Origin of the sequence: Mycetocola lacteus (assembly GCF_003667575.1) — a bacterium.
Lineage (GTDB): Bacteria > Actinomycetota > Actinomycetes > Actinomycetales > Microbacteriaceae > Mycetocola > Mycetocola lacteus.
This window is the reverse complement of the sequence record NZ_RCUY01000001.1, coordinates 86,486-108,773: the sequence shown is the minus strand read 5'-3', so window position 1 is coordinate 108,773 and position 22,288 is coordinate 86,486. Positions and strand designations below refer to the sequence as shown.

Below are 22,288 nucleotides of genomic sequence, written 5' to 3'. Positions count from 1 at the left end.
ATGAAGAAGTCGTATCGTTACGGAACCCCGGAAATCCGGGGCAAAACAGGGCGCTGGATACTCCACAGCTGGCGCTTAAGAAACGTTCAGGTTCGCACGACAAGCTGGCTGTGCTTGGAAGGAGCAATCATGACTCACAACCCTCACGAGGTCGATCCGACTACCGGGGCCGACGGCACCGGCGAAACGTCCGCCGTTACCCCCAACACCACAGACACCCAGGCCGAGACGCGGGTCCTCCCCGAAGTATCGGCCGACCAGACCGAGACCGCGGTTCAGCCCGAGGTGCCGGCCACTGATGCCTCCGCCGCACACCGGGCCACGGAAGCCGTACCGGCCAGCCCGGCCGGATCGGCAGCGCCGGTGAGCCCGGCCGTCCCGGTCACCCCCGCCGCGCACCAGGCCACCGAGCCGCGTCCGGCTCCGCCGCTGCCCACCCACGACGGATACACCGCCGCGGGACCCGCCCAGTCGCAGCAGCCGGCGACCCCCGCCTACCCGTCGGCACAGCAGCCGACCAACGCGTACAGCGCCGCACAGCAGCACACGAATCACCAGCCGACGGCACAGCAGCCCACGGCATCGACCCACGCCGCTCAGCCCGCGAGCCCGGCCCAGCACACCGCGCCGACCCAGCCCGTGCCGCCCGCATCCTCGGTGCCGACCGCTGCGACTACCCCGATTCAGCCCGGACACTCGGCTCAGCCCACCGCGGCCACCACCCCGATTGCCCCGACCGCTCACGGTTCCGCGCCCACCGCGGCCACCACCCCGATTGCCCCGGCTGCTCACGGTTCCGCGCCCACCGCGGCCACTACTCCGCTGGCGCCGGGTGCCCACGCCTCGACTCCGGGGGCCTACGGGGCCGCGGCTCCCGCCTACCCGGGTGCCGCTCCGGCCTACCCCGGCTCGAGCGCCCAGCACCCCGGTGCCCACGCCGCCGGCGGATCCGGCTTCGGTGGCACACCCCCGAACTCGGGGAACGCGTTTGCGGCCCCCGGGCCTAAGAAGCGTCGCGCCCCCGTTTTGGTGGTCGCAGGCTTCGCGGTTGGTGCCCTGCTCGGTGGTGGAATCGGTGCGGCCACCTATGCCCTGATCGCCCCGAACCAGTCCCACATCTCCTCCACCGGAAACGTGGGTGCCGGTACCGTCTCGGTCAACGATGAGACCAAGGTCGATCAGATTGCCGCCGCCGCCCACCGTGCGCTGGCCAGCACCTTCACCATCTCGGTGCAGTCCTCCGGCGGCAGCGCGACCGGTTCCGGTGCCGCGCTCACCAAGGACGGTTACATCGTCACCAACAACCACGTGGTCACCCTGGATGGTGCCACCACGGATGTGGCCATCAAGGTGCAGGACAGCAACGGTCGTCGCTACGACGCCAAGGTCGTTGGTAGCGACCCGCTGAACGACCTCGCCGTGATCAAGGTGGACGGTGTGAGCGACTTCACCCCGATCAACTTCGCCGACTCCGACAAGCTCAATGTCGGCCAGGCGGCCATCGCCGTGGGTGCCCCGCTGGATCTGCCCAACTCGGTGACCAACGGTATCGTCAGCGCGCTGAACCGCTCGCTGAGCCTGCCCTCCACCGCGGTGCCGAAGAATGATTCCAGCGCCGGTGGAAACGACCAGAACGGCGATTCGGGTGACTCCGACGGTCACAACTGGGGCTTTGACCTGCGCGGCCAGAACCCGCAGCAGAACCCGCAGAGCCAGCAGAAGGCTCAGGTGCCGATCGGTGTGCTGCAGACCGATGCTCCGATCAACCCGGGTAACTCGGGCGGCCCGCTGGTGAACTCCGACGGCTCACTGATCGGTATCAACGTGGCCATCGTCGACCCGGGTAAGAGCGACAACAGCACCCAGGGTGCCAGCGCCGGGCTCGGCTTCGCGATCCCGTCGAACACCGTCAAGCGGATCACCGACGAGATCATCAAGACCGGAACCGCAACCCACGGCCTGCTGGGTGCCTCCGTTCAGGATGCCTCGACCGTCGCCGACGCGACCACCGCCGGCGCCCTGATCAAGGACGTCACCGCGGGTGGACCCGCCGAGGCCGGCGGACTGCGTGCGGGGGACATCGTGACCGCTGTGAACGGCAAGCCCGTCGCCAGCGCCAACGATCTGACCGCTCAGGTTCGCTCCTACGCGCCGGACACCAAGGTGGAGATCACCTACGTGCGTGGCACCAACCAGGGCACCGCCAACGTGACCCTGGCCACCCTCTCGGTGAAGTAGGCCCGATCCACCGGCCTCCTTCCACGGCCATCGCGCGCCCGTCGTGTTTCCCAACACGGCGGGCGCCGCCGTATATCCGGGGCCGTGAACACCCGGCTGCGGCGTTCCCGCAGCATGATCCCGGATGAGACTGATACGCTCTAGTTCGGACAATACCGCGAGCGGAGACCATGTCGGAGCATTTTTCTGCCCCTTCCGAGACCACGTTACCCGGCGTCTCATACGTTATGCCGGTGCTCAACGACGTCACCCACGTACGTGCGGCCGTTGATTCACTGCTGGCTCAGGACTACACCGGCCCCTTTGAAGTGGCGATCGCCGTGGGGCCCAGTATCGACGGCACCAACGAGCTGGTGGCCGAGCTTTCGGCCGAAGACCCCCGGATTCGGGTGATCGATAACCCGGTGGGCTCCACCCCGGCCGGGCTGAACATTGCCATTCGTGCCACCACCCTGCCCATCGTGGTGCGGGTGGATGCCCACTCGGTGCTGCCGCCCAACTACACCTCGGTGGCGGTAGAGACAATCCTGCGCACGGGTGCCGCCAACGTGGGCGGCATCATGGATGCCCGGGGCACCACCCCGTTTGAGCAGGCCGTGGCCCGCGCCTATGGCAGCCGGGTGGGCCTCGGCGGCAGCCCGCACCATGTGGGAGGCACCCAGGGGCCAGCCGAAACCGTCTACCTCGGCGTGTTCCGTCGGGATGCGCTGGAGGCCGCGGGGCTCTTTGACGAACGGATCAAGCGCGGTCAGGACTGGGAGCTCAACCACCGCCTGGCCAAGGGCGGGGAAACCGTGTGGTTCACCCCCGAAATGCGCGTGGTGTACCGGCCCCGGCCGAGCCTGAACCGCCTGATTCGCCAGTTCTTCTCCACCGGCCTCTGGCGCGGAGAACTCAGCCGAACCTTCCCGAGCCGCGGAATCATCCGCTATTTTGCGCCGCCGCTGATGGTTCTCGTGGTCACCGTGGGCATCATTCTGGGCATCATCGGGACCATCGAGGCGGCCCTGGGCACCCCGAACCCGCTGGTGTGGGGATGGATCGCCCCGGCCGGCTACGTGCTGCTGGTGTTGCTGGCCACCCTCACCGTCGGGTCGAAGGATTCCCCGCGGGCGATGGCCTGGTTCCTGATCGTCATCCCGTGTATTCACTTCTGTTGGGGCATCGGGTTTATCCTGGGATATCTCTCCCTTGCCGGGTCCACCTCGGCGCTGAAAAACGAAGGTAAGAACCGCCGATGACCGACTCTCAGCCTCGCTACACCCGACCCGGCTCGCTGGCCGAGCTGCGCGCCGTGGCTCAGCCGCCGGAGGTTCGATCCCGACGCAACGCCGAGCACTGGGTTGCTTCGCTGTATCTGCGTGACCTCTCTCCGTATCTGACCATGGCGCTGCTGCGCACCCGGATCAGCGCCAACGGCGTGACCGGCATCATGATCCTCACCGGATGGTGTGTGGCCGGAGTCCTGCTGATCCCCGGCATCTGGGGCGCGGTGCTCGGCCTCATCTTCGGCCAGCTGCAGATGCTTGTGGACTGCTCGGATGGCGAGGTGGCGCGCTGGCGTAAGACCTCGTCCCCGGCGGGCACGTTCCTGGACTCGGTGGGACACTACTCAACCGAGACCCTGATCCCCATCGCGCTGGCCATCCGTGCCGCCGGCTATCCGTTCGAGGCCCCCGAGGACTACCTCTGGACCACCCTGGGCATGGGGCTGGCGATCGTGATCATCTTGAACAAGGCGCTCAACGACATGGTCCGCAACGCCCGTGCCGCCTACGGTGCCCCCAAACTCACCTACAGCGTGAGCGAGTCGGCTCCGCAGCCGGGACTGTTGCAGGCGGCCCGCCGGATCGCCCGCTTCCTGCCCTTCCACCGCCTGTTCCACTCGGTGGAGCTCACCATGGTGATCTTCGTGGGGGCCGTGGTGGGGCTGTTCATCGGCGGCGAGCTGGCGATGCGCGGGACCCTGGTGTTCCTGCTGGTCTTTGGCATCATCACCCTGTTTGGGCACTTTGTGGCCATCATGACCTCGAAGCGGCTGCGTGCCTAGCGGCGGAGGGTCTGGCACGGACCGGGCCGGCGCTGGCCAGCCGAGCGTGGGCGTCGCGATCCTCACCCAGGGCCGTCGCCCCGAGGAGCTGCGCCGCGCGATCGACAGTGTGCTCGCCCAGACCGGCGTTCACCTCGACATCGTGGTGGTGGGCAACGGCTACCAGCCGGTGGATCTGCCTGCGGGTGTGCGCGCCCATGCACTGGCCACCAATGAGGGCATCCCGGCCGGGCGCAACCGCGGTGCGGCGCAGGTCTCCGGAGAGTACATCTACTTCCTTGATGACGATGCCTGGCTCCCCGACACCGACTACCTGTCTCGGGCAATCGGCCTGATCCGCGCGGATCCCAGCATTGGTCTGGTGCAGCCTCGGATGATGGATCCCGAATCGGGGGAGACCCTGCGACACTGGATCCCGCGCGCGGGCAGCCCCGACCCGAGCGAATCCGGTCCGGCTTTTTCCTGCATGGAGGCCTCGATCTTGCTGCCGCGCACGGTCTTTGACCGCACCGGTGGCTGGGCGGAGCCGTTCTTCTATGCCCACGAGGGGATCGAACTGGCCTGGCGGGTGTGGGATCAGGACCTGCGCGCCTGGTATGCGGGAGACCTGCGGGCGTTCCACCCCGTCGTGCAGCAGACCCGGCACAGCCAGTATTATCGGTTAACGGCGCGTAACCGCGTCTGGATTGCCCGGCGTAATCTCCCGCTGCCGCTGGGGATCGCCTACGTGGGAATCTGGACCCTCGCCACAATCGCCCGCTGGTGGCGCAAACCCGAGGCGCTTAAGCCCTGGTTTGGTGGCTGGCGCGAGGGCATTCGCACACCCCCGGGTGGACGCAAACGCCTGCGCTGGCGCACAATTTGGCGGATGACCCGGGCCGGGCGTCCACCGATCTACTAATCTGCAACGAACACAACGTCAACGACTGGATACGAAACGTACATGGGTGTCATCTCCGACGGCCGCAAGGCTCTGAACCTCCTCGGCGAGGCGATCGCGAATCGCCGTGCGCGGGCCGATCTTGCCCATCGGCTGGCCGCACTGACCCCGCTGACCCCCGGTCACTTTAAGATCGCCGTCTATTTTGCCGATGGCAAGGTCAACATGTACCAGATGCGCCAGTGGTATCAGCCGCTCGCGGGCCTGGCCAAAAAGTGGCCGGTGGTTGTGCTCACCCGCACCGCGACCGCGGCCGCGCAGCTCCTGGAGGAATCCCCGCTGGATGTGGCCTATGTGCGCACGGTCCGCGAGCTGGAGGACACCCTCGAGGAGCAGGACATTCGTATCGTGTTCTACGTCAATCAGAACGCCAAAAACTTCCAGATGTTCCGTTACGGGCGTCGCTGGCACGTGTTTATCAATCACGGTGAGAGCGACAAGATGTATATGACCACGAACCAGTTCAAGTCATATGACTACGCCTTCATCGCCGGAGACGCCGCCCGAGAACGACTCACCCAGGCGCTGTGGGACTACGATCTGGACCGACGCACCTTCGCGATCGGACGCCCGCAGGCCGACCACTTCGCCGGTCGACTGCCGTTTGTGCCGGATGAGCGCACCGTGGTGCTCTACGCCCCCACCTGGGAGGGGGACCGGGCCTCGGCGGCCTATGGATCCATCGCGACGCATGGTGTCACCCTGGTCAAAAACCTGCTGGGCACCGGACAGCATCGGGTGATCTATCGCCCGCATCCGCGGTCGGGCGTCATGGACCACGCGTATGCGCAGGCCAATCGCGAGATCATCTCGATGATCCAGCACGCCAATCATGCCGATCCCCAGGCCAAGCACGTCTACGACCAGGGCATCGAGCTCGGGTGGCAACTCGCCGCCTCGGATGTGGCCATCGTGGACATCTCGGCCATGATCTACGATCGCCTCGCCGTGGGTAAGCCCGTGCTGGTCACCCGACCGGTGAACCCCGCAGCGGAGATCGATGCGGGCGGCTACCTGCAGGAGTGTGAGTGGCTCACCGCCGAGGGGGCGGCACGGATTGTTGCTGAAGTTGAGCGCGTACGTGATGATGCCGAGGCCACCGCGCGCCTACGACGCTGGTCCCGCCACTACTTTGGGGACACCAGCCCGGGGGAGGCCACCGCACGCTTCCACGCGGCCGTGGACACCCTGATGGAGCGCTGGGACGAATACGCAGCGCAGGAGGAGAACAGCGCGCACGAGGCAAGCGCGCAGGGGCACAACACCCAGGAGAGCGCCTAGGCGAGATTCTGGGGATCCTCGGGCCGCGGTGCGCGGTTCTTCCCGGGGGCCTCGGGCTTGCCGGGGCGTCGACGTCCCGGGAGGGCCCGTGGGATCTTCTCACCCAGGTCGCGGATGCCCGAGCGGACCCGTCCCACCAGGGGCTCGGCGCGTTCCAGCGGCTCGAGTTCCTGGGGAAGACGCACGGGTGCCGGGCCAAAGGCCGTGCGCGCGCTGGTGACTACCCCGCGCCCGGCCACGTGGTTGCCCACCCCGCCGATGGCCGCACCGATGCCAAAGGGCACGGCCTTGCCCACCAGGGTGGTTCCCTGGGTCGCAACAAAGTGCTTCATGAAGCGAGACTTCACCTGATCGGCGAAGGGACCCATGACCATCTGCGGCATCGAGGAGGCAATCGTGCGTCCCCAGTGCGCCCGGCGGCTGTTGCCCTGCCCGAGCACATCGCCGGTGAAGTTTTTAACCAGGTCGCTGCCGGCATTACCCAGCATCAGGGTCATCACCAGGGCTCGGGCGCGCAGCGGATCGTTCACGGCGATCCCGTGAACCTCGGCCACCGACTGCGCAAATAGGGCGGTAGCCTCCAGGAAACCGGCGGTCTCCACGCCGGAGAGGGCGATGGTGATGCCGGTGCCGATCGCCGGCACCATCGCGGTGGCTCCGACCGCGGCACCGCCGGAGGTGACGGCTGTCAGATAGCGGCGCTCCAGGATACGCACCATCTGATCACCGGTGGCATGCGGGTGACGGCGGCGAATCGAGCGAATATGCGCGAGTACCAGGGGGCGCTGAACCGAGAGCAGGCGGTCGATTCCGCGGACCCAGGCCGGATCGCTCGCCGAGCCGACCGTGCCCGGCTTACCGGGGCGACGTGAAGTGTCCTGGGCCGCCGACGAGGTGGTGCCGGGGAGCAGGACCGCGTCGATGCTGGCGGGATCAGCGGGGGAGCGTTCGGGCTCGGGAACCCCCGTTACCACGTACACCGGTGGTTTCTTCGCCATGCGTGCCCCTTCCCCCTGTCCGGACGGGGCCGCCCGGATTAGGACGTGGGATTATTATAATCCTCGTTATAGCGATCGAGAACCTCGCCGATAGGCCCATCCAGGACCAGCTTTCCCTTGTCAAGGTACAGGCCCCGGCTGCAAAAACGCCGAAGGTCACGCTCGTTATGCGAGACGAAGAACAGGGTTCTCCCGGCCGAAAGAAGCTCGTCGATCCGGCGATAGCACTTCTCGCGGAACGACTTATCGCCCACTGCCAGGACCTCGTCCACCAGGATCACCGGCTCATCCAGCTGCGCGATTACCGAGAACGCGATCCGCACCTTCATCCCGCTGGAGAGGTGCTTATACGGGGTGTCAACAAAATCCTGGATCTCGGCAAAGTCGATGATCTCATCAAATCTTGCGGCGACCTCGGCCTTGGACATGCCGTGCAGCCCGGCGGTCAGATACACGTTATCGCGCACCGACAGGTCGCTGACAAAGCCGCCGGTGATCTCGATCAGCGGTGCAACTCCGGCCCCGACCCGAACGCGACCCTCATCGGGCAGGATGACGCCGGCCACCAGCTTGAGCAGCGTGGACTTCCCCTGGCCGTTTCGACCGACCACGCCGATGGCCTCGCCGGGTGCCACGTCAAAGGTGAGGTTGCGGAACGCCCAGAACTGGTTCGGGCGCGCCCGGCGCTTACGTCCGGCGAACAGGTCCTTGAAGCTGCGGCGACGGGCCTTATTGCGGCGGAACTGGATGCCCAGGTCGGTCACCGAGATGATCGGTTCGGTCATTAGATCTCCTTGAGAACCGCGCGCTCACAGCGCCGGAAGACGAGCAGGCCGATGCCCAAAACTACCACCGAGATGATGACGGACATGATCACCGGGAAGGCCACCAGCTGTTCGGGATAGAGCCCCGAACGATACAGCGCAAAGATGCCGCTGAGTGGGTTCAGCGCGGCCCAGGACTGAATCTCCTTGGGCATGTCCAGGGTCGAGTAGACGATTGGGGAGGCGTAGAACATGAAGCGCAGGATGAGTTTCACGGCGCGCTCCAGATCACGGAAGAACACCACCAGCGGCGCCACGATCAGACCGATGCCCAGCACCAGGATTGCCTGCAGGATGATCGCCAGCGGATACGTCCACACCAGCGACCAGTTGGCGTGCGCCCCAAAGATCACCGCAAAGATGATGAGCACGGGGATCGAGGCCAAGAACTCCAGGCCCTTGGAAAGCACAAGCCGGGCGACCCAGATGGTGCGCGGAATGGAGGTGGAGCGTACCAGCTTGGCCTCGCGCAGGAACGCGCGGGTGCTGTCGGAGATGGTTCCGGTGAACCACATCCAGGGGAGCAGTCCGGCGATCAGGAAGACGATATACGGGTCCTCGCCGATCGTCCCATCCCGCTTGAAGACCACAACAAACACAAACCAGTAGATTCCGGCCATGACCAGCGGGTCCAGGATGGACCAGAAATACCCCAGAGCACTCGTGGAATAGCGCACACGCAGGTCCCGTTTGGTGAGCAGCCAGAGCGCGCTGCGATAGCGCTCGGCGCGGGAACGGCGCGGCCGGGGTAGGGTGGTCGTACTCATCACAGCCTCAATCTACCGGCAAAAACACAACACCCCGTGACGCCGACCCGCAGGCGGGCCGAAGACGCGGGGTGTTCAAAGCATGGGTCGCCTGGGTGCGACGGCCTAAAAACGATCTAGACGAAGAGGTTTGCGCGCTCGAGATCCTCGGCGAAGTCGACCTCGACCGCGTAGAAGTCGGAGATGTTCATCGGCTCAACGAGCATGCCGTCCTGCTCGATCGCGAGCTCGATGCCGCGCTCGAAGTAGTCCTGGTCGTCCACGCGACCGAGCTGACGCAGCAGCGCCGCCTTATCGCTCGAGGAGACGTAGTTGATGCCCACGGCCTCGCCGAGACCGCCTGTGACGGTCTTGGAGAGTTCCTTGATGTATCCCTCGGCGCCCACCGTGTACTTGACCTCCTCATCGGAGACCTTGTCGGTGTTGACGGTGACAAACGAGGAGTCGGTGGCGACAACCTTGGCCGCGCGAACCAGAACCTCGGGGTCGAAGACCACGTCGCCGTTCATCCACAGCACGCCGCCGTTGGAGGAGGCCGCCAGGGCGCGCATGAGCGACTTAGAGGTGTTGGTCTGGTCGTACTGCTCGTTGAAAACGAAGTCGGCGTCCGGGAACGCCTCGATGATGTGCTCAAGCTTGTAGCCCACCACCACGGTGATCTTGACCTTCTTGCCGAAGGCGTGGTGGATGTTGTCGAACTGCTGCTGCATGATGGTGCGGCCATCGTTCAGTTCGGTCAGCGATTTGGGGAGCGAGCGCCCCAGACGCGTGCCCATGCCCGCGGCGAGGATTACTACCTGTGTCGTCAATGTAACTCCCTATCAGAGCGGTGTTGCATCCGGAGTGGGCGGGTTTGCCAGTTGTTCACCGGACAGATGTTGTAAGCGCACTCCGTCATGCACCTGATCTACGTTAGCTGGCAAACGCCCAGTTCGGGGCACAGGGCGGAGGGTCGTTGTCGTTTCGTAACACGACGCTCGGATATTTCTCAGGTTTGAGTTCTGCCACGCGGTCGGTGCTAACCGGGATCTTATATATCGGTTGGTAGTTTGTTAAAGCAGAGAAAAACCGCGGAAATCCGAGCCGCGTCGGTGCGCCGGGCACGGCCAGAAATCCGGTAACGAAGACGTGAAAATGATGGGGGCATCACCTGTGGGAACCACAGAATCAGGGCCGCAGCCGGAGGCGAATGCCAAGCGGGACGCGGAAGGATCCGCGCCGGCGACGACGGACACGTCGACACCGGTGACACCCGCGGGCGCGCGGAAAACCAACACCGGGTCGTCGGGGACCCGCACGTCCTCCGCTGCTCAGAAGGCACCGGCAGTGAAAAAGGCCCCGGCGAAGCCCCGCACTCCGCGCGCGACCACGGCCAAGACCGCCGCGGCACAGGCTGCCCCCGCGCGTCCACAACCCGTCAAGGATCCCTCCGATTCCGGTGCGTTGGCCCGGGACTCGGGGGAGAGTGCCCCCGCGACGGCGCCCGCGAAAAAGGCTCCGGCGAGAAAAGCTCCGGCGAAGAAGGCTCCCGCAGCCAAGGCCCCCGCGAAGAAGGCTCCCGCTGCGAAGGCACCGGCTCCACAGACTTCGGCTGCGAAGGCTCCGGCTTCACAGACTTCGGCTTCGAAGGTTCCGGCTTCAAACGCTTCGGCTTCGAAGGCTCCGGCCAAGAAGGCTCCGGTCCGGAAGTCTCCCGTGAAGAAGGCCACGGCGGCTGCGGGGGCAACGTCCTCCACGGGCGCTGCGGCCGCGCAAGACCCCACTCAGACGGCTCCGGCTGTACCGGCCGCGGCCGAAAAAGCTCCCGAGAAGACGGCCCCGGCGACGGAGTCACCCGCGACGAAGACCGCGGCGACGAAGACCGCGGCGACGAAGACCGCGGCGACGAAATCTTCGGCGACGAAAACTTCTGCGACGGAGTCTCCGGCGGCCAAATCTCCGGCGACGAAATCTCCGGCGACGGCACCCTCCGCATCGCCCACCACGACCGGTGCCGAGACCACCGAGGACGTCCTGGTGGTGCGCGGGCTGACCCGTCATTACGGGGGTACCCACGCGGTGGACAACCTGGATCTGCGTGTGCCCACCGGCACGTTCTCTGCCATCGTTGGGCCTAACGGCGCGGGCAAGACCACCGCACTCTCGATGATCACCGGGCTGCTGCGTCCCGACGCCGGCGAGATTCTGGTGAATGGCGTCAATGTCTGGGAGGATCCGGACCGGGCCAAGCGCACCATCGGAGCCCTTCCCGACCGGATGCGGCTATTTGAGCGTCTTACCGGTGCACAGTTCCTGCACTACTCGGGCACCCTGCGTGGCCTGAGCGCCGCCACCGTGCGCGCGCGGATCGGCGATCTGGCCGCCGCGATCGGCCTCACCGAGGCGCTGGGCCGCCTGGTGTCTGACTATTCGGTGGGCATGCGCAAGAAGGTTGCCCTGGCCGCGGCGCTGATCCACTCCCCGCGCCTGCTGGTGCTGGATGAGCCCTTTGAATCCGTGGACCCGGTGTCGGTGGATCGACTCCTGACGCTCCTGCGTAACTACGTGGATCACGGGGGTACGGTAGTGCTCTCGAGTCACGGTATGGAACTGATCGAGCGGGTGTGTGACCACGTCTCGATTATTGTCAGCGGCACCGTGCTGGCTCAGGGCACCGTGGCCGAGGTGCGTGGAAACGGCACCCTGGCCGAGAGGTTTGCCGAGCTGTCCTCGCCCACCGATCCCGCGGAGGGCCTGGAATGGTTGCACAGCTTCTCCGACTAAGGCTTCAGACCCTCCTCAACGCCTTTCGGGGGGAACCGCGGGCCGTGGCCGGGCGGGTCCTCCTCCTGATCATTTCCGCGGCCGCCTGCTACCTGTTTGCGACGCTGTTCCAGGAACCCACCGAGGTGGATCCGGCACTGCTGCGCGCTCTGATCGGCGTGGGCGGCAGCGTGGCCCTGCTGGGCTGCTTCCTGGTGCCCCTGGTGTCTCGAGTGTCCAGCACGCTGGATCCCCGGGGATACGCGGGCTTCGGTCTTGCCCCGCGCACCCTCGCCGGCGGGCTCATTCTTTCGGGACTGCTGAGCCTGCCGACCCTGGTGCTCCTGCTGCTGGGCGGCATCGCGGGATTCGGGTTGGCGTCGGCTCAGAGCGACGCGGTCGGTCCGGCACTGGCGACCACCGTTCTGGTTCCGCTGACCGGGTCGCTCCTCATCCGGGTGGGATCGGCGCTCGGTGGGCAGCTGCGTGAGCCGGCCCGTCGTGGGCTACGCGGTCTCGTTACGGTGATCCTGGCGGTGCTGGCTCTTGGGACCGTGGCACTCGCGCTGGGGAATCCGGAACGCCTGAGCTCGGTGTCCGAGGTTGCGGGGTGGACCCCGCTGGGTGCCGCCTGGCTGCTGGCCGAACCAGGCAGCGGCGGGGCACTGGCCGGACGGCTGGCGATCGCCGTGCTCACGGTGATTGTGCTGTTTGCGGCCTGGGGTGTCCTCTGCACCTACCTGGTGCGTTCGGTGAGTAGGCCCGAGGTGCCGGCCGGCATCCACCTGGGCTGGTTTGCCCGGGTTCCCGCCGGACCGACCGCGGCCGTGGCTGCGCGCTCGCTGACCTACTGGCTGCGTGATCCGCGCTACATCACCTCGCTGTTGATCGTGCCCCTGGTCCCGATCGTGGCGGTATTTGCGCTGAACATTGCCGGGGTATCCTGGTCGGCGCTCAGCCTGCTGCCGCTGCCGATCATCGTCGTCTTTATCGCCTGGGCACCGCATAATGATCTGGCCCTGGATTCCTCGGCCCTCTGGCTGCACGTGACCTCCGGGGTTTCGGGCCGCGCGGATCGGATCGGTCGGATCCTGCCCGTCTTCGTGCTGGGTGTCCTGGTGATCGCGATGGGAGCGCCGATTTCGGTGGGCCTGGGCGGGGTTCCCGAGATGCTGCCGGTCCTGATCGGCGTGTGTGGGGGAATCCTGCTCACCGGTCTCGGGCTGGCCTCCTACTTCTCGGCGCGCACCCCGTACCCGGCGGTTCAGCCCGGAGATAGCCCGTTCCAGCAGCCACAGGCGGGTGGCGGATACTCGGCTCGGGTGCAGGCGCTGAGCCTGATCGGGACCGTGGTGCTGAGCGTCCCGGTGGTCTTTCTCGCGGTCCAGGCCTTCGGGGGTGCCACCTCGATGATCTGGCCGACCCTTGCGGTGGGCCTCGCGGTCGGGGTGCTGGTGCTGGTGCTGGGAGTGATTGCCGGGGCACGCTATTACACGCGTCACACCGCGGAGCTGATGGAGTTTGCGACCTCCCACTAGGGACGCGCATTATCCGGGTAAACGTCCTAAACTGAAGGCATGAGCGACGTGAACCTGAGTATCTCCGACCCGAACGGTACGCCGGACGGCGGCGGCACCGCCCTGCTTGACCGCGAGCTGGAAAAGCTCCTCAATGAGGAGGCCATCGAGCCCGGCGATCACGAACGCTTCTCGCACTACGTGAAGAAGGAAAAGATCCTGGAGTCCGCGATGACCGGTAAGCCGGTGCGCGCGCTCTGCGGCAAGAAGTGGACCCCCGGTCGCGATCCGGAAAAGTTCCCGGTCTGCCCGGCCTGCAAGGAAGTGTACGCGCGACTGCGCGATAGCTAAACCCACCAATCAACGCCCCGCTGCCCGGCGGGTTCTCGCGGTTGTTGACCCCACCCCACATGGTGGCGGTCGCCACGGCCGCGAGGACCGGACCTCGCAGGCGGGGCGTTTTGTGTGTGCCCCGAGGGGGTAAGCCCGGGCGACAAGTGGGTGAACAGTGGGTGTTTTGCGGCCACGGGGCTTGTCAACTATCGCGGGTGCTGCTTACCGTAAGCAGGTGTTCTACCCGCGTAGATTTTGCGCAGACTCTACGCGGGTAGATCCTTCTCCCCACTCGACACCGCGGCATCAGACCGCGTGAAAGGAAACCCCCGTGGAACCCACCCCGTCCGCCCCCGTGCTCGTCACGGATGATGCGCTTTCCACCCCCGAGGGAAAAAAGAGCTTTCGGACCGCAACACTCTCCTCCTGGCTTGGCACCACGATGGAGTACGTCGACTTCGCGCTGTACGGCCTGGCCACCGCACTCGTGTTCAACACCCTGTTTTTCCCCGAGTCCTCGCCCACCATCGCGCTGCTGGCAAGCTTCTCGACCTACGCGGTCGGCTTCTTTGCCCGTCCGGTGGGTGCCTGGTTCTTCGGCCGGATCGGCGACCGGCACGGCCGCAAGGCAGTCATGGTCATCACCATCGCGCTGATGGGAGGGGCCACCACCCTGATCGGACTGCTGCCGACCTATGACCAGGTCGGCGCGCTCGCCCCGATCCTGCTGCTCATCCTGCGGGTGTTGCAGGGCTTCGGGGCCGGTGCCGAGCTCTCCGGCGCCGCGATCGTGCTGACCGAGTTTGCCCCGGTCAAGCGCCGCGGACTGGTGGCCTCGATCGTCGCCCTCGGGTCCAACAGCGGGACCCTGCTGGCCTCGACCGCCTGGCTCCTGGTGGTCCAGTTACCCAAGGAGGATCTGACCAGCTGGGGGTGGCGGATTCCGTTCCTGGCCAGCATCCTGATCGCCGGCTTCGCCCTGGTCCTGCGTCGCACCATGAAGGAAACCCCGGTCTTCGCCAAGCAGCGCGAACAGATCGCCGCCCGCACCGAGGCCATTCGCGCGGTGGACACCCGCTCGTTCTGGCGTCGCAACCGCGCGTTCTTTGTGATGCTGGGACTGCGCATCGGTGAGAACGGTCCCTCCTATATGGCCCAGGGGTTCCTGATCGGCTATGTGGCCACCGTGCTGATGGTGGATAAGTCGGTGCCCACCGCCGCAGTGCTGATTGCCTCGCTGATCGGCTTTGCGGTGATCCCGTTTGCGGGCTGGCTCTCGGACCGCTTCGGACGTCGGATCACCTATCGCTGGTTCTGTATCCTGCTGGTGGCCTACGCGTTCCCCGCGTTTGCGCTGATCCAGTCCCGCAACACCGCCGTGGTGATGGCGATCATTATCGTCGGGATGAGCATCGCCTCACTGGGGATCTTTGGTGTGCAGGCGGCCTACGGCGTCGAGCTGTTTGGTGCCCGCAACCGCTTCACCAAGATGGCGCTGGCCAAGGAGATCGGATCGATCCTCTCCGGCGGCACCGCACCCGCCGTGGCGGCCGGGTTGCTGGCCGCGTTTGGTGCCTGGTGGCCGCTAGCATTGTACTGGGTGGTCATGGCGGCGATCGGGCTGTTCACCACCTTCACGGCCCCGGAAACCCGCGGCCGCGACCTCAACCTGATTCACGATGCCACCGATGATGCCGAGGCTCGGATGGGAACCGTGTGAGTAGGGAAAAAGTAACCCGCACCGACGTGGCCCGGGTGGCCGGAACCTCGGTCGCCGTGGTCAGCTACGTGGTCAATAATGGTCCGCGCCCGGTCGCCGAGGCGACCCGGGCGCGGGTCCTGGCGGCGATCGAGTCCACCGGATATCGTCCCGACGGGATCGCCCGGGCCCTGGCCTCGGGATCCACCCGCACCTTCGGGCTGATCGTACCCAATATTGCCAACCCGTTTGTGGCCGCCCTCGCGCATGCGATCGAGGGGGCCGCCTACCGGCGCGGGTTTACCCTGCTGCTTGGCGACTCCGCGGATGATCCGGCCCGCGAGGCGGATCTGGTGGGCACCTTCCTCCAGCACCGCATCGACGGACTGCTGTTTTACGGGGTGGACCGGGACCATCCGTGGCTGGATCAGGCCGTGGGTAAGGTCCCGGTGGTGGTCCTGGACGAGCCCCCCGCGGGCCCCGGGATCATCGGCGTGCGAGTGGATGAGCGGGCGGCCTCGGCCGCAGCGACCCGGCATCTGATCGAGCACGGTCGAGACGCGGTTGCGATCATCACCGGGCCGCTGGAGCAGCAAAACGCCCGCGACCGACGCGACGGCTGGCGGGACGCGCTCGGTGACGCCGCCCGCGCCGATCTTCAGATCGAGGGGACCTACACCCGGGGCGGCGGATACCTCGCCGGGCGGGCACTCCTGGAGCGCGAGACCCGTCCCGATGCGGTGTTCGCCTCCAATGAGCAGCAGGCCTTGGGGCTGCTGGCGGCGGCGGCCGAGCTCGGGGTGCGGGTGCCCGAGGACCTCGCGGTGATCTGCTTCAACGGCACGACCAACGCCGAGTATTCGATTCCCGCCCTGTCCACCATCGAGCAGCCGATCGAGGCGATCTCGGATCGTGCAATCGACCTGTTGATCCGGAGTGATCGAGCCGAGTATCCGGTGACCGTCTGCGATGTTGAGCTGGTCCGCCGACGCTCCTGCGGGTGCGAGTATCGACGCACCCCGTCGGAGCGGGCGCTGCGCGCGGCGACGGGCTCGGCGGGGGAGCAGCGGGCAGCGGAGCAATCGGCGGCGGAACGGCAAGCGTCGGAGCAATCGGAGGTGGAGCACCCGGCGGTGGCACAACCCGCGGTGGCACAACCGGCGGCGAAACGGCCGACAACGGAGCAAGCGACGGTGGGAAGAACCGCGGCCGAACGGCCCGGGTCGCGAACGGGGGCTTCCGCGTGAGGATCGTGATCGACTGCGATCCCGGCAACGGGGTACCCGGGGCCAACGTGGATGACGGACTGGCCCTGGCGCTCGCCGTGGCTGCCCATCCCGAGCTGACCCTCGAGGCGATCACCACGGTTTCTGGTAACACCCCGAGCGCGCTCGGCTTTGCCGCGGCGCAAACCCTGATCGAGAATTTCGGGACCGAGGTGCCGATCTATCTGGGGGCCGAGCGTGCGCTGGTGGAGCCGCCCGAACGCTGGCGCACACACCTGGACCGGGAGGATGCCGATGCCACGGTGACCGAAACCTGGGGATCGACCCCGCGGCCGCGTGCCGCCCACGACGTGCCGGGGATTCCCGCGGCCCAGGCGCTCGGCGAGCTGGTTCGGGCCTATCCCGGCGAGGTCACGATTGTGGCGATCGGTCCGCTCACCAACCTGGCGCTTGCCACCCGACTCTTCCCGGACTTCGCCCGGAACGTGGCGCGCATCGTCATCATGGGCGGCGTCTTCGAGGTGGAGGGCTATCCGGTGGATACCAATTTCGGGGTGGATCCGGATGCGGCGGCGATTGTGCTCTCCAGCGGTGCCCGCATCACCCTGGTCCCGATGGATGCCACCACCACGACGCTGATGACCCACGCGGACCTCGACCGGATCGAACGTCTGGACACCCGGCTGACCCGTGCGCTGGTCCCCACCCTGCGTCCCTGGATCACCTATTCGGCCAGGACCCGGGGCATCGGCGGGATGTGGATTCACGATGTGGTCACCGTGGCATTGCTACTGGATCCGGGCACCGTGGACACCCGCGATCTGGACATCAGCGTGGACCTGCTGCCGGGGCCGACCCGTGGTCGCACGGTGCGCTGGGCCCCGGATGCGCTGCCTGCGCCGGGTGCCGCGCCCGCGCCGATCGAGGTGGTGACACGCATCGATAATGCGCGCCTGCTCACGCTCCTCACCGGGTGGTTCGCCGCCCACGGCTAACCGCCCCGCCTGGCTTCTCCCCGGGCCAGAGTCCCGGGATGCCGAGCAGCGGGGGTGCTCCGAGGATTAAACGCCGAGCGGGGCCCACCCATGGTGAGCCCCGCTCGGTGCGAAACTAGTTGCCGATAAAGACCGTGGGGATCGCCGCGTCGCCGCGTCCCAAACGGAAGGCCCCGGCCGGCAGCTCGCTCACCGCGGTGGCACGGTGCTCACGGGCCAGCGCGGTGCCGGCGGCACCCAGGTAGCGCTCCTCGATCACGCCGTCCACGATCAGCGGCACGTTCAGCGCACGCTCCGAAGCCTCGGCCTCGGGGGCGGTGTCACCGATGTAGATGCGCTCCTGGTTGGCACGGCCCGAGGCCGAGAGGCGGCGCATCGGGGTCTTCTTGCCGCCGATCGACGCCTTGCCCTCGGAGTTCTTGGCCAGCGGAATCCAGGACCCATCCTCACCGCGGCGGGCCACCAGCTTGTAGACCATACTCGCGGCAGGGGAGCCGGAACCGGTGACCACCGAGGTGCCCACGCCGTAGGAGTCCACCGGGGAGGCAGCGAGGGTCGCGATCGCGTGCTCATCCAGGTCGTTGGTCACGGTGATCTTGGTGCCGGTGGCCCCCAGCGAGTCGAGCTGTGCCCGTACCTCGGTGACCAGGGTGGGCAGGTCACCCGAGTCCAGACGGATCGCGCCGAGTTCGGGCCCGGCCACCCGGATCGCCGTTTCCACACCCTGGTGCACATCGTAGGTATCCACCAGCAGGGTGGTTTTGGTGCCGAGTTTGTCGATCTGCGCCTGGAAGGCCTCCTCCTCGCTCGCGTGCAGCAGGGTGAAGGCGTGGGCAGCGGTGCCCATCGTGGGAATGCCCCAGCGGCGTCCGGCCTCGAGATTACTGGTCGCGCCGAAGCCGGCGATATAGGCGGCGCGGGCGGCGGCCACGGCGGCCTCCTCATTGGCCCGGCGTGAGCCCATCTCCGAGAGCGGGCGGCCGATGGCCGCGGTGACCATGCGGGTCGCGGCATTGGCCACCGCGCTGTCATAGTTCAGGACGCTGAGCGCCAGGGTCTCCAGGATGACACCCTCGGCGAAGCTCGCCTCGACGGTCAGGATGGGGGAGTTGGGGAAGTAGACCTCGCCCTCCTGGTAGCCCCAGATGTTGCCGCGGAAACGGTAGTCGGCGAGCCAGTCCAGGGTCTCGGTGCCCACCACATTATTGTCACGGAGCCACTGCAACTCGGACTCGCCAAAGCGGAAGTCGCGGATCAGTTCGAGCAGGCGGCCGGTGCCGGCCACGACGCCGTAGCGACGTGCGCCGGGAAGGCGGCGGGCGAAGACCTCGAAGAGACAGTGCTCGGTGGCGGTGCCGCGCGCGAACGCGGCATCGATCATGGTGAGCTCGTAGCGGTCGGTGTGAAGTGCGGTTGAAGTGTTCACGTCGCCAGCCTAGCCACTTCGTGAACGTCTCCGCATCCGGGGTGCACAAATATCCGCATGGGATCCGCGGAAACTCGCGCAGTTTTACGACAGAAGTTGCATATCTGCACGATACGACAGGAGCCCCATACTGGGGGCGTCATTACCGAAACGGAATGGCTAACACACGATTAGCATGCAATTACTCGCACCGTGAGCATCGCAGTTCCCGGGCAGGTTCCGGGGCGATTGTGGGTCGTTAGACCACGTCGGGATTGCGTCACAAACGCGATCACCCAACTACAAGGAGCAGTTATGTCCGAAACCACAGCACCCGTCACCCTGAGCATCACCCCCGGTAAGGCCCTCGCGCTGCGCTGGGCCGGATTCATCGCGCTGCTCGCCGCAGCCGTGATGATTATCGCCGGCGGAACCGTCTGGGGCGTGGTGACCAGCCAGCTGCGCGCCGAGAAGATCACCGTGAGCGAGGATGCCGCCTTCCTCGGCGGTGCCGACGTAGCCGGCCCGTTCTCCGCGTTTGCACAGGCCGACATCATCAGCACCCACGCCAAGAACATGACCGACGGCAAGACCTATGCCGAGCTGGACAAGGATGACCCGAAGCGCGCCACCGTGATGAACGCCTCGTTCCTGCGTACCTCGCTGTTCACCTCGGTGGTCTCCTACGGTGTCTCGGCGTTTGTGATCGGTGTCGGGATCCTCTTTGGCATCATCGGCTGGGTCATCCTGACCATCGCGCCGCGTCGCCGCGCAGCCGTAGCCACCGTCCCGGTCACCCCCGCGGAGTAGTTTCCTCGCGGTCTGCGGCACCCAGGCCCACAAGGCTACCGGGTGCCGACTCGGGGTGCCCCGATAACGCCCTCATTTCCCGTCTCATCGGCGCGGGGATGGGGGCGTTCGCGTGTCCGTGTACCGCCCGGAAGGGCCTCCGGTAGTAGGGTTGAGGGTGTGAATGATGCACCAATTGGGATCTTTGACTCCGGCGTTGGGGGACTCACCGTCGCCCGCGCTATTCAGGATCAGCTGCCGCGAGAACAGATCCTCTACGTGGGGGATACCGCCCACTCTCCGTACGGCCCCAAGTCCATCGCGGATGTGCGTCGCTACTCACTTGAGGTGATGGACGACCTGGTGGCCAAGGGTGTCAAGATGCTGGTGATTGCCTGCAACACCGCCTCCTCGGCGGTCCTCCGGGATGCGCGCGAGCGCTACTCGGTCCCGGTCATCGAGGTCATCCAGCCCGCCGTGCGCAGCGCCGTGCGGGTCACCCGCACCAACCGCGTGGGCGTGATCGGCACCGCCGGCACCATCCGCTCCCGCGCCTACCAGGATGCGTTTGCCGCGGCCCCCGAGCTGGAGCTGTTCACCCAGGCGTGCCCGAAGTTTGTGGAGTTTGTCGAAAACGGCATCACCACCGGCCCCGAGGTGCTGGCCGTCGCCGAGGAGTATCTGGGACCGCTGCGTGAGGCGGGCGTGGACACCCTGGTGCTCGGCTGTACCCACTATCCCTTCCTCAAGGGTGCGATTAGCTATGTGATGGGTCCGGATGTGACCCTGGTCTCCAGCGACTCGGAAACCGCCAACGACGTCTACCGCCAGCTGGTATCGATGGGGCAGGAGCGCACCGCGATCACCCCGCCCCAGCACCACTACGAGGCCACCGGCCAGAGCGAGAGTGAGTTCCTGGAGCTCGCCACCCGCCTGGTGGGTCGCGAAATCTCGCATGTGGACCTCGTACAGACCGGCGTCATCGACCTCGGCGATCTGCGCACCCTGCAGCGCGAAACCACCACCCAGAACCCCGCCGCGAGCTAGGCTCGCCCCAACCCGAAGGAGCTCCGCGTGAGCAACACGACCCGTGCCGATGGCCGGACCCCCGATCAGCTGCGTACCATCACCATCGAGCCCGGCTGGAGCGCCCAGGCCGAGGGATCGGCGCTGATCAGCTACGGCAACACCAAGGTGCTGTGCACCGCCTCCTTCACCCCGGGTGTGCCGCGCTGGCTCACCGGGAAGGGCAAGGGCTGGGTCACCGCCGAGTACGCGATGCTGCCCCGGGCCACCAACTCCCGCAACGACCGCGAGGCCGTCAAGGGCAAGATTGGTGGACGCACCCACGAGATTTCCCGTCTGATCGGTCGCAGCCTGCGCGCGGTGATCAACACCAAGGCACTGGGCGAGAACACCATCGTGATCGACTGTGACGTACTCCAGGCCGACGGCGGAACCCGCACCGCCGCGATCACCGGCGCCTATGTGGCACTGGCCCAGGCGATCGAGTGGGCGCGCGAGCGTAAGCACATCGGTCCCAAGGCTCAGCCGCTCACCGACTCGGTGGCCGCGGTCTCGGTGGGCATCATCGATGGCGTGCCGATGCTCGATCTGGCCTACGTCGAGGACGTCCGTGCCGAGACCGACATGAACGTGGTACTGACCGGCGACGGCCGCTTCGTCGAGGTGCAGGGCACCGCCGAGGGTGCGCCGTTTGACCGCGACGAGCTGAATAAGCTGCTGGATCTGGCCGTGGCCTCCTCCGCCGAGCTCAAGGAGCTGCAGTTCGCCGCCCTCGAGGGTGGTGCGCGATGAGCATCGAGGTTGTCCTGGCGACCCACAACCAGCACAAGGTGGAGGAGTTCCAGAAGATCCTCGGCGGCGCGCTGCCGGGACTGAACATCGTCGCCTATGACGGGCCCGATCCGGTGGAGGACGGGACCAGCTTTGCCGAGAACGCGCTTATTAAGGCCCGCGTGGCCGCCGCGCACACCGGCAAGATCGCGCTCGCTGATGACAGCGGCATCGCGGTGGACCTGCTGGGTGGTGCCCCCGGCATCTTCTCGGCACGCTGGGCCGGCCCGGGCAAAAACGACCGGGCGAACCTCGAACTGCTGCTCGCACAGCTCTCGGACATCGCCCCCGAGCACCGCGGCGCACAGTTTGTCTGCAACATCGCGATCGTAAACCCGGGCGTGGATGGCTCGGAGCCCAGCGAGGATGTGGTGGTGGGCATCTGGACCGGTGCCCTCGCCCGCGAGCCCCAGGGCGAAAACGGCTTCGGCTATGACCCGGTGTTCCTGCCCGCCGAGTTCGAGGTTTCAGCCGCCGAGCTGACCCCCGAGCAGAAGAACCAGGCGAGCCACCGGGCCCGCGCGTTTGAGCGCGCAATTCCGGTGCTGAACGGCCTGATCGGAGCCTAGAAACCCCCGGTCAGCCGGATATTGATAACTGCTATCATTCCTATCTACGGTGTCGGCC

Annotated in this window: 22 protein-coding genes; 15 read left to right on the top strand and 7 right to left on the bottom strand. The window is 66.6% G+C overall.

Annotated features, from left to right (window positions below; genetic code table 11):
• The first annotated feature begins 129 nt into the window (after nucleotides 1-129).
• From D9V34_RS00490 to D9V34_RS00470, 5 genes are all read left to right on the top strand, one after another.
• A complete protein-coding gene (locus D9V34_RS00490) occupies nucleotides 130-2,238 on the top strand; it encodes a S1C family serine protease (protein ID WP_121687004.1) in 2,109 nt (702 codons plus the stop codon).
• A gap of 170 nt (nucleotides 2,239-2,408) precedes the next feature.
• Entirely contained in the window at nucleotides 2,409-3,479 is a 1,071-nt protein-coding gene (locus D9V34_RS00485) for a glycosyltransferase family 2 protein (protein ID WP_121687003.1), read from the top strand.
• Nucleotides 3,476-4,288 (top strand): CDP-alcohol phosphatidyltransferase family protein, encoded by an 813-nt coding sequence (locus tag D9V34_RS00480; protein WP_030148556.1) that lies wholly within the window; start codon nucleotides 3,476-3,478, stop codon nucleotides 4,286-4,288. Before D9V34_RS00485 ends, D9V34_RS00480 begins: the two co-directional genes overlap by 4 nt.
• Nucleotides 4,281-5,189, top strand: coding sequence for a glycosyltransferase family 2 protein (locus tag D9V34_RS00475; protein WP_121687002.1), 909 nt, complete (start codon nucleotides 4,281-4,283; stop codon nucleotides 5,187-5,189). The genes D9V34_RS00480 and D9V34_RS00475 overlap by 8 nt, the downstream gene beginning before the upstream one ends.
• A 42-nt stretch (nucleotides 5,190-5,231) precedes the next feature.
• Nucleotides 5,232-6,509 carry a CDP-glycerol glycerophosphotransferase family protein gene (locus tag D9V34_RS00470; protein ID WP_121687001.1) on the top strand — a complete coding sequence of 426 codons (1,278 nt, stop codon included), beginning with the start codon at nucleotides 5,232-5,234 and terminating at the stop codon, nucleotides 6,507-6,509.
• Here D9V34_RS00470 and D9V34_RS00465 read toward each other — a convergent pair.
• The 6 genes from D9V34_RS00465 to D9V34_RS17990 form a co-directional block, all read right to left on the bottom strand.
• Nucleotides 6,506-7,507 carry a hypothetical protein gene (locus D9V34_RS00465; protein WP_183091783.1) on the bottom strand — a complete coding sequence of 334 codons (1,002 nt, stop codon included), beginning with the start codon at nucleotides 7,505-7,507 and terminating at the stop codon, nucleotides 6,506-6,508. The genes D9V34_RS00470 and D9V34_RS00465 overlap by 4 nt on opposite strands.
• Nucleotides 7,508-7,545: 38 nt before the next feature.
• Nucleotides 7,546-8,292, bottom strand: a complete 747-nt coding sequence (locus D9V34_RS00460; RefSeq protein ID WP_030148560.1) for an ABC transporter ATP-binding protein — start codon at nucleotides 8,290-8,292, stop codon at nucleotides 7,546-7,548.
• Entirely contained in the window at nucleotides 8,292-9,098 is an 807-nt protein-coding gene (locus D9V34_RS00455; protein ID WP_121687000.1) for an ABC transporter permease, read from the bottom strand. The genes D9V34_RS00460 and D9V34_RS00455 overlap by 1 nt, the downstream gene beginning before the upstream one ends.
• A 116-nt stretch (nucleotides 9,099-9,214) precedes the next feature.
• On the bottom strand, nucleotides 9,215-9,907 hold the full coding sequence (locus tag D9V34_RS00450) for a phosphocholine cytidylyltransferase family protein (protein WP_121686999.1): 693 nt from the start codon (nucleotides 9,905-9,907) through the stop codon (nucleotides 9,215-9,217).
• A 501-nt stretch (nucleotides 9,908-10,408) separates the two neighbouring features.
• The gene (locus D9V34_RS17995) at nucleotides 10,409-10,834 is read right to left on the bottom strand and encodes a hypothetical protein (protein ID WP_245991783.1); all 426 of its coding nucleotides are present in this window, start codon (nucleotides 10,832-10,834) and stop codon (nucleotides 10,409-10,411) included.
• A gap of 27 nt (nucleotides 10,835-10,861) precedes the next feature.
• A complete protein-coding gene (locus tag D9V34_RS17990) occupies nucleotides 10,862-11,101 on the bottom strand; it encodes a hypothetical protein (RefSeq protein ID WP_245991781.1) in 240 nt (79 codons plus the stop codon).
• A 13-nt stretch (nucleotides 11,102-11,114) separates the two neighbouring features.
• On the opposite strand from D9V34_RS17990, the gene D9V34_RS17985 reads away from it, so the two are divergent.
• From D9V34_RS17985 to D9V34_RS00415, 6 genes are all read left to right on the top strand, one after another.
• Nucleotides 11,115-11,861: an ABC transporter ATP-binding protein gene (locus D9V34_RS17985; RefSeq protein WP_245991779.1), complete on the top strand. Its 747-nt coding sequence runs from the start codon at nucleotides 11,115-11,117 to the stop codon at nucleotides 11,859-11,861.
• Nucleotides 11,837-13,378, top strand: a complete 1,542-nt coding sequence (locus tag D9V34_RS00435; protein ID WP_147441566.1) for a hypothetical protein — start codon at nucleotides 11,837-11,839, stop codon at nucleotides 13,376-13,378. The genes D9V34_RS17985 and D9V34_RS00435 overlap by 25 nt, the downstream gene beginning before the upstream one ends.
• A gap of 39 nt (nucleotides 13,379-13,417) precedes the next feature.
• Entirely contained in the window at nucleotides 13,418-13,708 is a 291-nt protein-coding gene (locus D9V34_RS00430) for a DUF3039 domain-containing protein (protein ID WP_043321534.1), read from the top strand.
• A gap of 313 nt (nucleotides 13,709-14,021) precedes the next feature.
• Nucleotides 14,022-15,410, top strand: a complete 1,389-nt coding sequence (locus D9V34_RS00425) for an MFS transporter (RefSeq protein WP_245991777.1) — start codon at nucleotides 14,022-14,024, stop codon at nucleotides 15,408-15,410.
• Nucleotides 15,407-16,636 (top strand): LacI family DNA-binding transcriptional regulator, encoded by a 1,230-nt coding sequence (locus D9V34_RS00420; protein WP_121686995.1) that lies wholly within the window; start codon nucleotides 15,407-15,409, stop codon nucleotides 16,634-16,636. The genes D9V34_RS00425 and D9V34_RS00420 overlap by 4 nt, the downstream gene beginning before the upstream one ends.
• On the top strand, nucleotides 16,633-17,610 hold the full coding sequence (locus tag D9V34_RS00415) for a nucleoside hydrolase (RefSeq protein WP_121686994.1): 978 nt from the start codon (nucleotides 16,633-16,635) through the stop codon (nucleotides 17,608-17,610). Before D9V34_RS00420 ends, D9V34_RS00415 begins: the two co-directional genes overlap by 4 nt.
• Before the next feature lie 115 nt (nucleotides 17,611-17,725).
• Here D9V34_RS00415 and D9V34_RS00410 read toward each other — a convergent pair whose 3' ends face one another.
• On the bottom strand, nucleotides 17,726-19,036 hold the full coding sequence (locus D9V34_RS00410; protein WP_121686993.1) for a nicotinate phosphoribosyltransferase: 1,311 nt from the start codon (nucleotides 19,034-19,036) through the stop codon (nucleotides 17,726-17,728).
• A 294-nt stretch (nucleotides 19,037-19,330) separates the two neighbouring features.
• Here D9V34_RS00410 and D9V34_RS00405 point away from each other — a divergent pair, with 294 nt between their 5' ends.
• The 4 genes from D9V34_RS00405 (at nucleotide 19,331) to rdgB (ending at nucleotide 22,230) form a co-directional block, all read left to right on the top strand.
• Nucleotides 19,331-19,825, top strand: a complete 495-nt coding sequence (locus D9V34_RS00405; protein WP_121686992.1) for an aromatic ring-opening dioxygenase LigA — start codon at nucleotides 19,331-19,333, stop codon at nucleotides 19,823-19,825.
• A 159-nt stretch (nucleotides 19,826-19,984) separates the two neighbouring features.
• On the top strand, nucleotides 19,985-20,851 hold the full coding sequence (gene murI, locus D9V34_RS00400) for a glutamate racemase (RefSeq protein ID WP_121686991.1): 867 nt from the start codon (nucleotides 19,985-19,987) through the stop codon (nucleotides 20,849-20,851).
• Between the two features lie 27 nt (nucleotides 20,852-20,878).
• The gene (rph, locus tag D9V34_RS00395) at nucleotides 20,879-21,622 is read left to right on the top strand and encodes a ribonuclease PH (RefSeq protein ID WP_030148573.1); all 744 of its coding nucleotides are present in this window, start codon (nucleotides 20,879-20,881) and stop codon (nucleotides 21,620-21,622) included.
• Complete coding sequence (gene rdgB / locus D9V34_RS00390; protein WP_030148574.1) at nucleotides 21,619-22,230, top strand: RdgB/HAM1 family non-canonical purine NTP pyrophosphatase; 612 nt, start codon at nucleotides 21,619-21,621, stop codon at nucleotides 22,228-22,230. Before rph ends, rdgB begins: the two co-directional genes overlap by 4 nt.
• Nucleotides 22,231-22,288 lie beyond the last annotated feature (58 nt).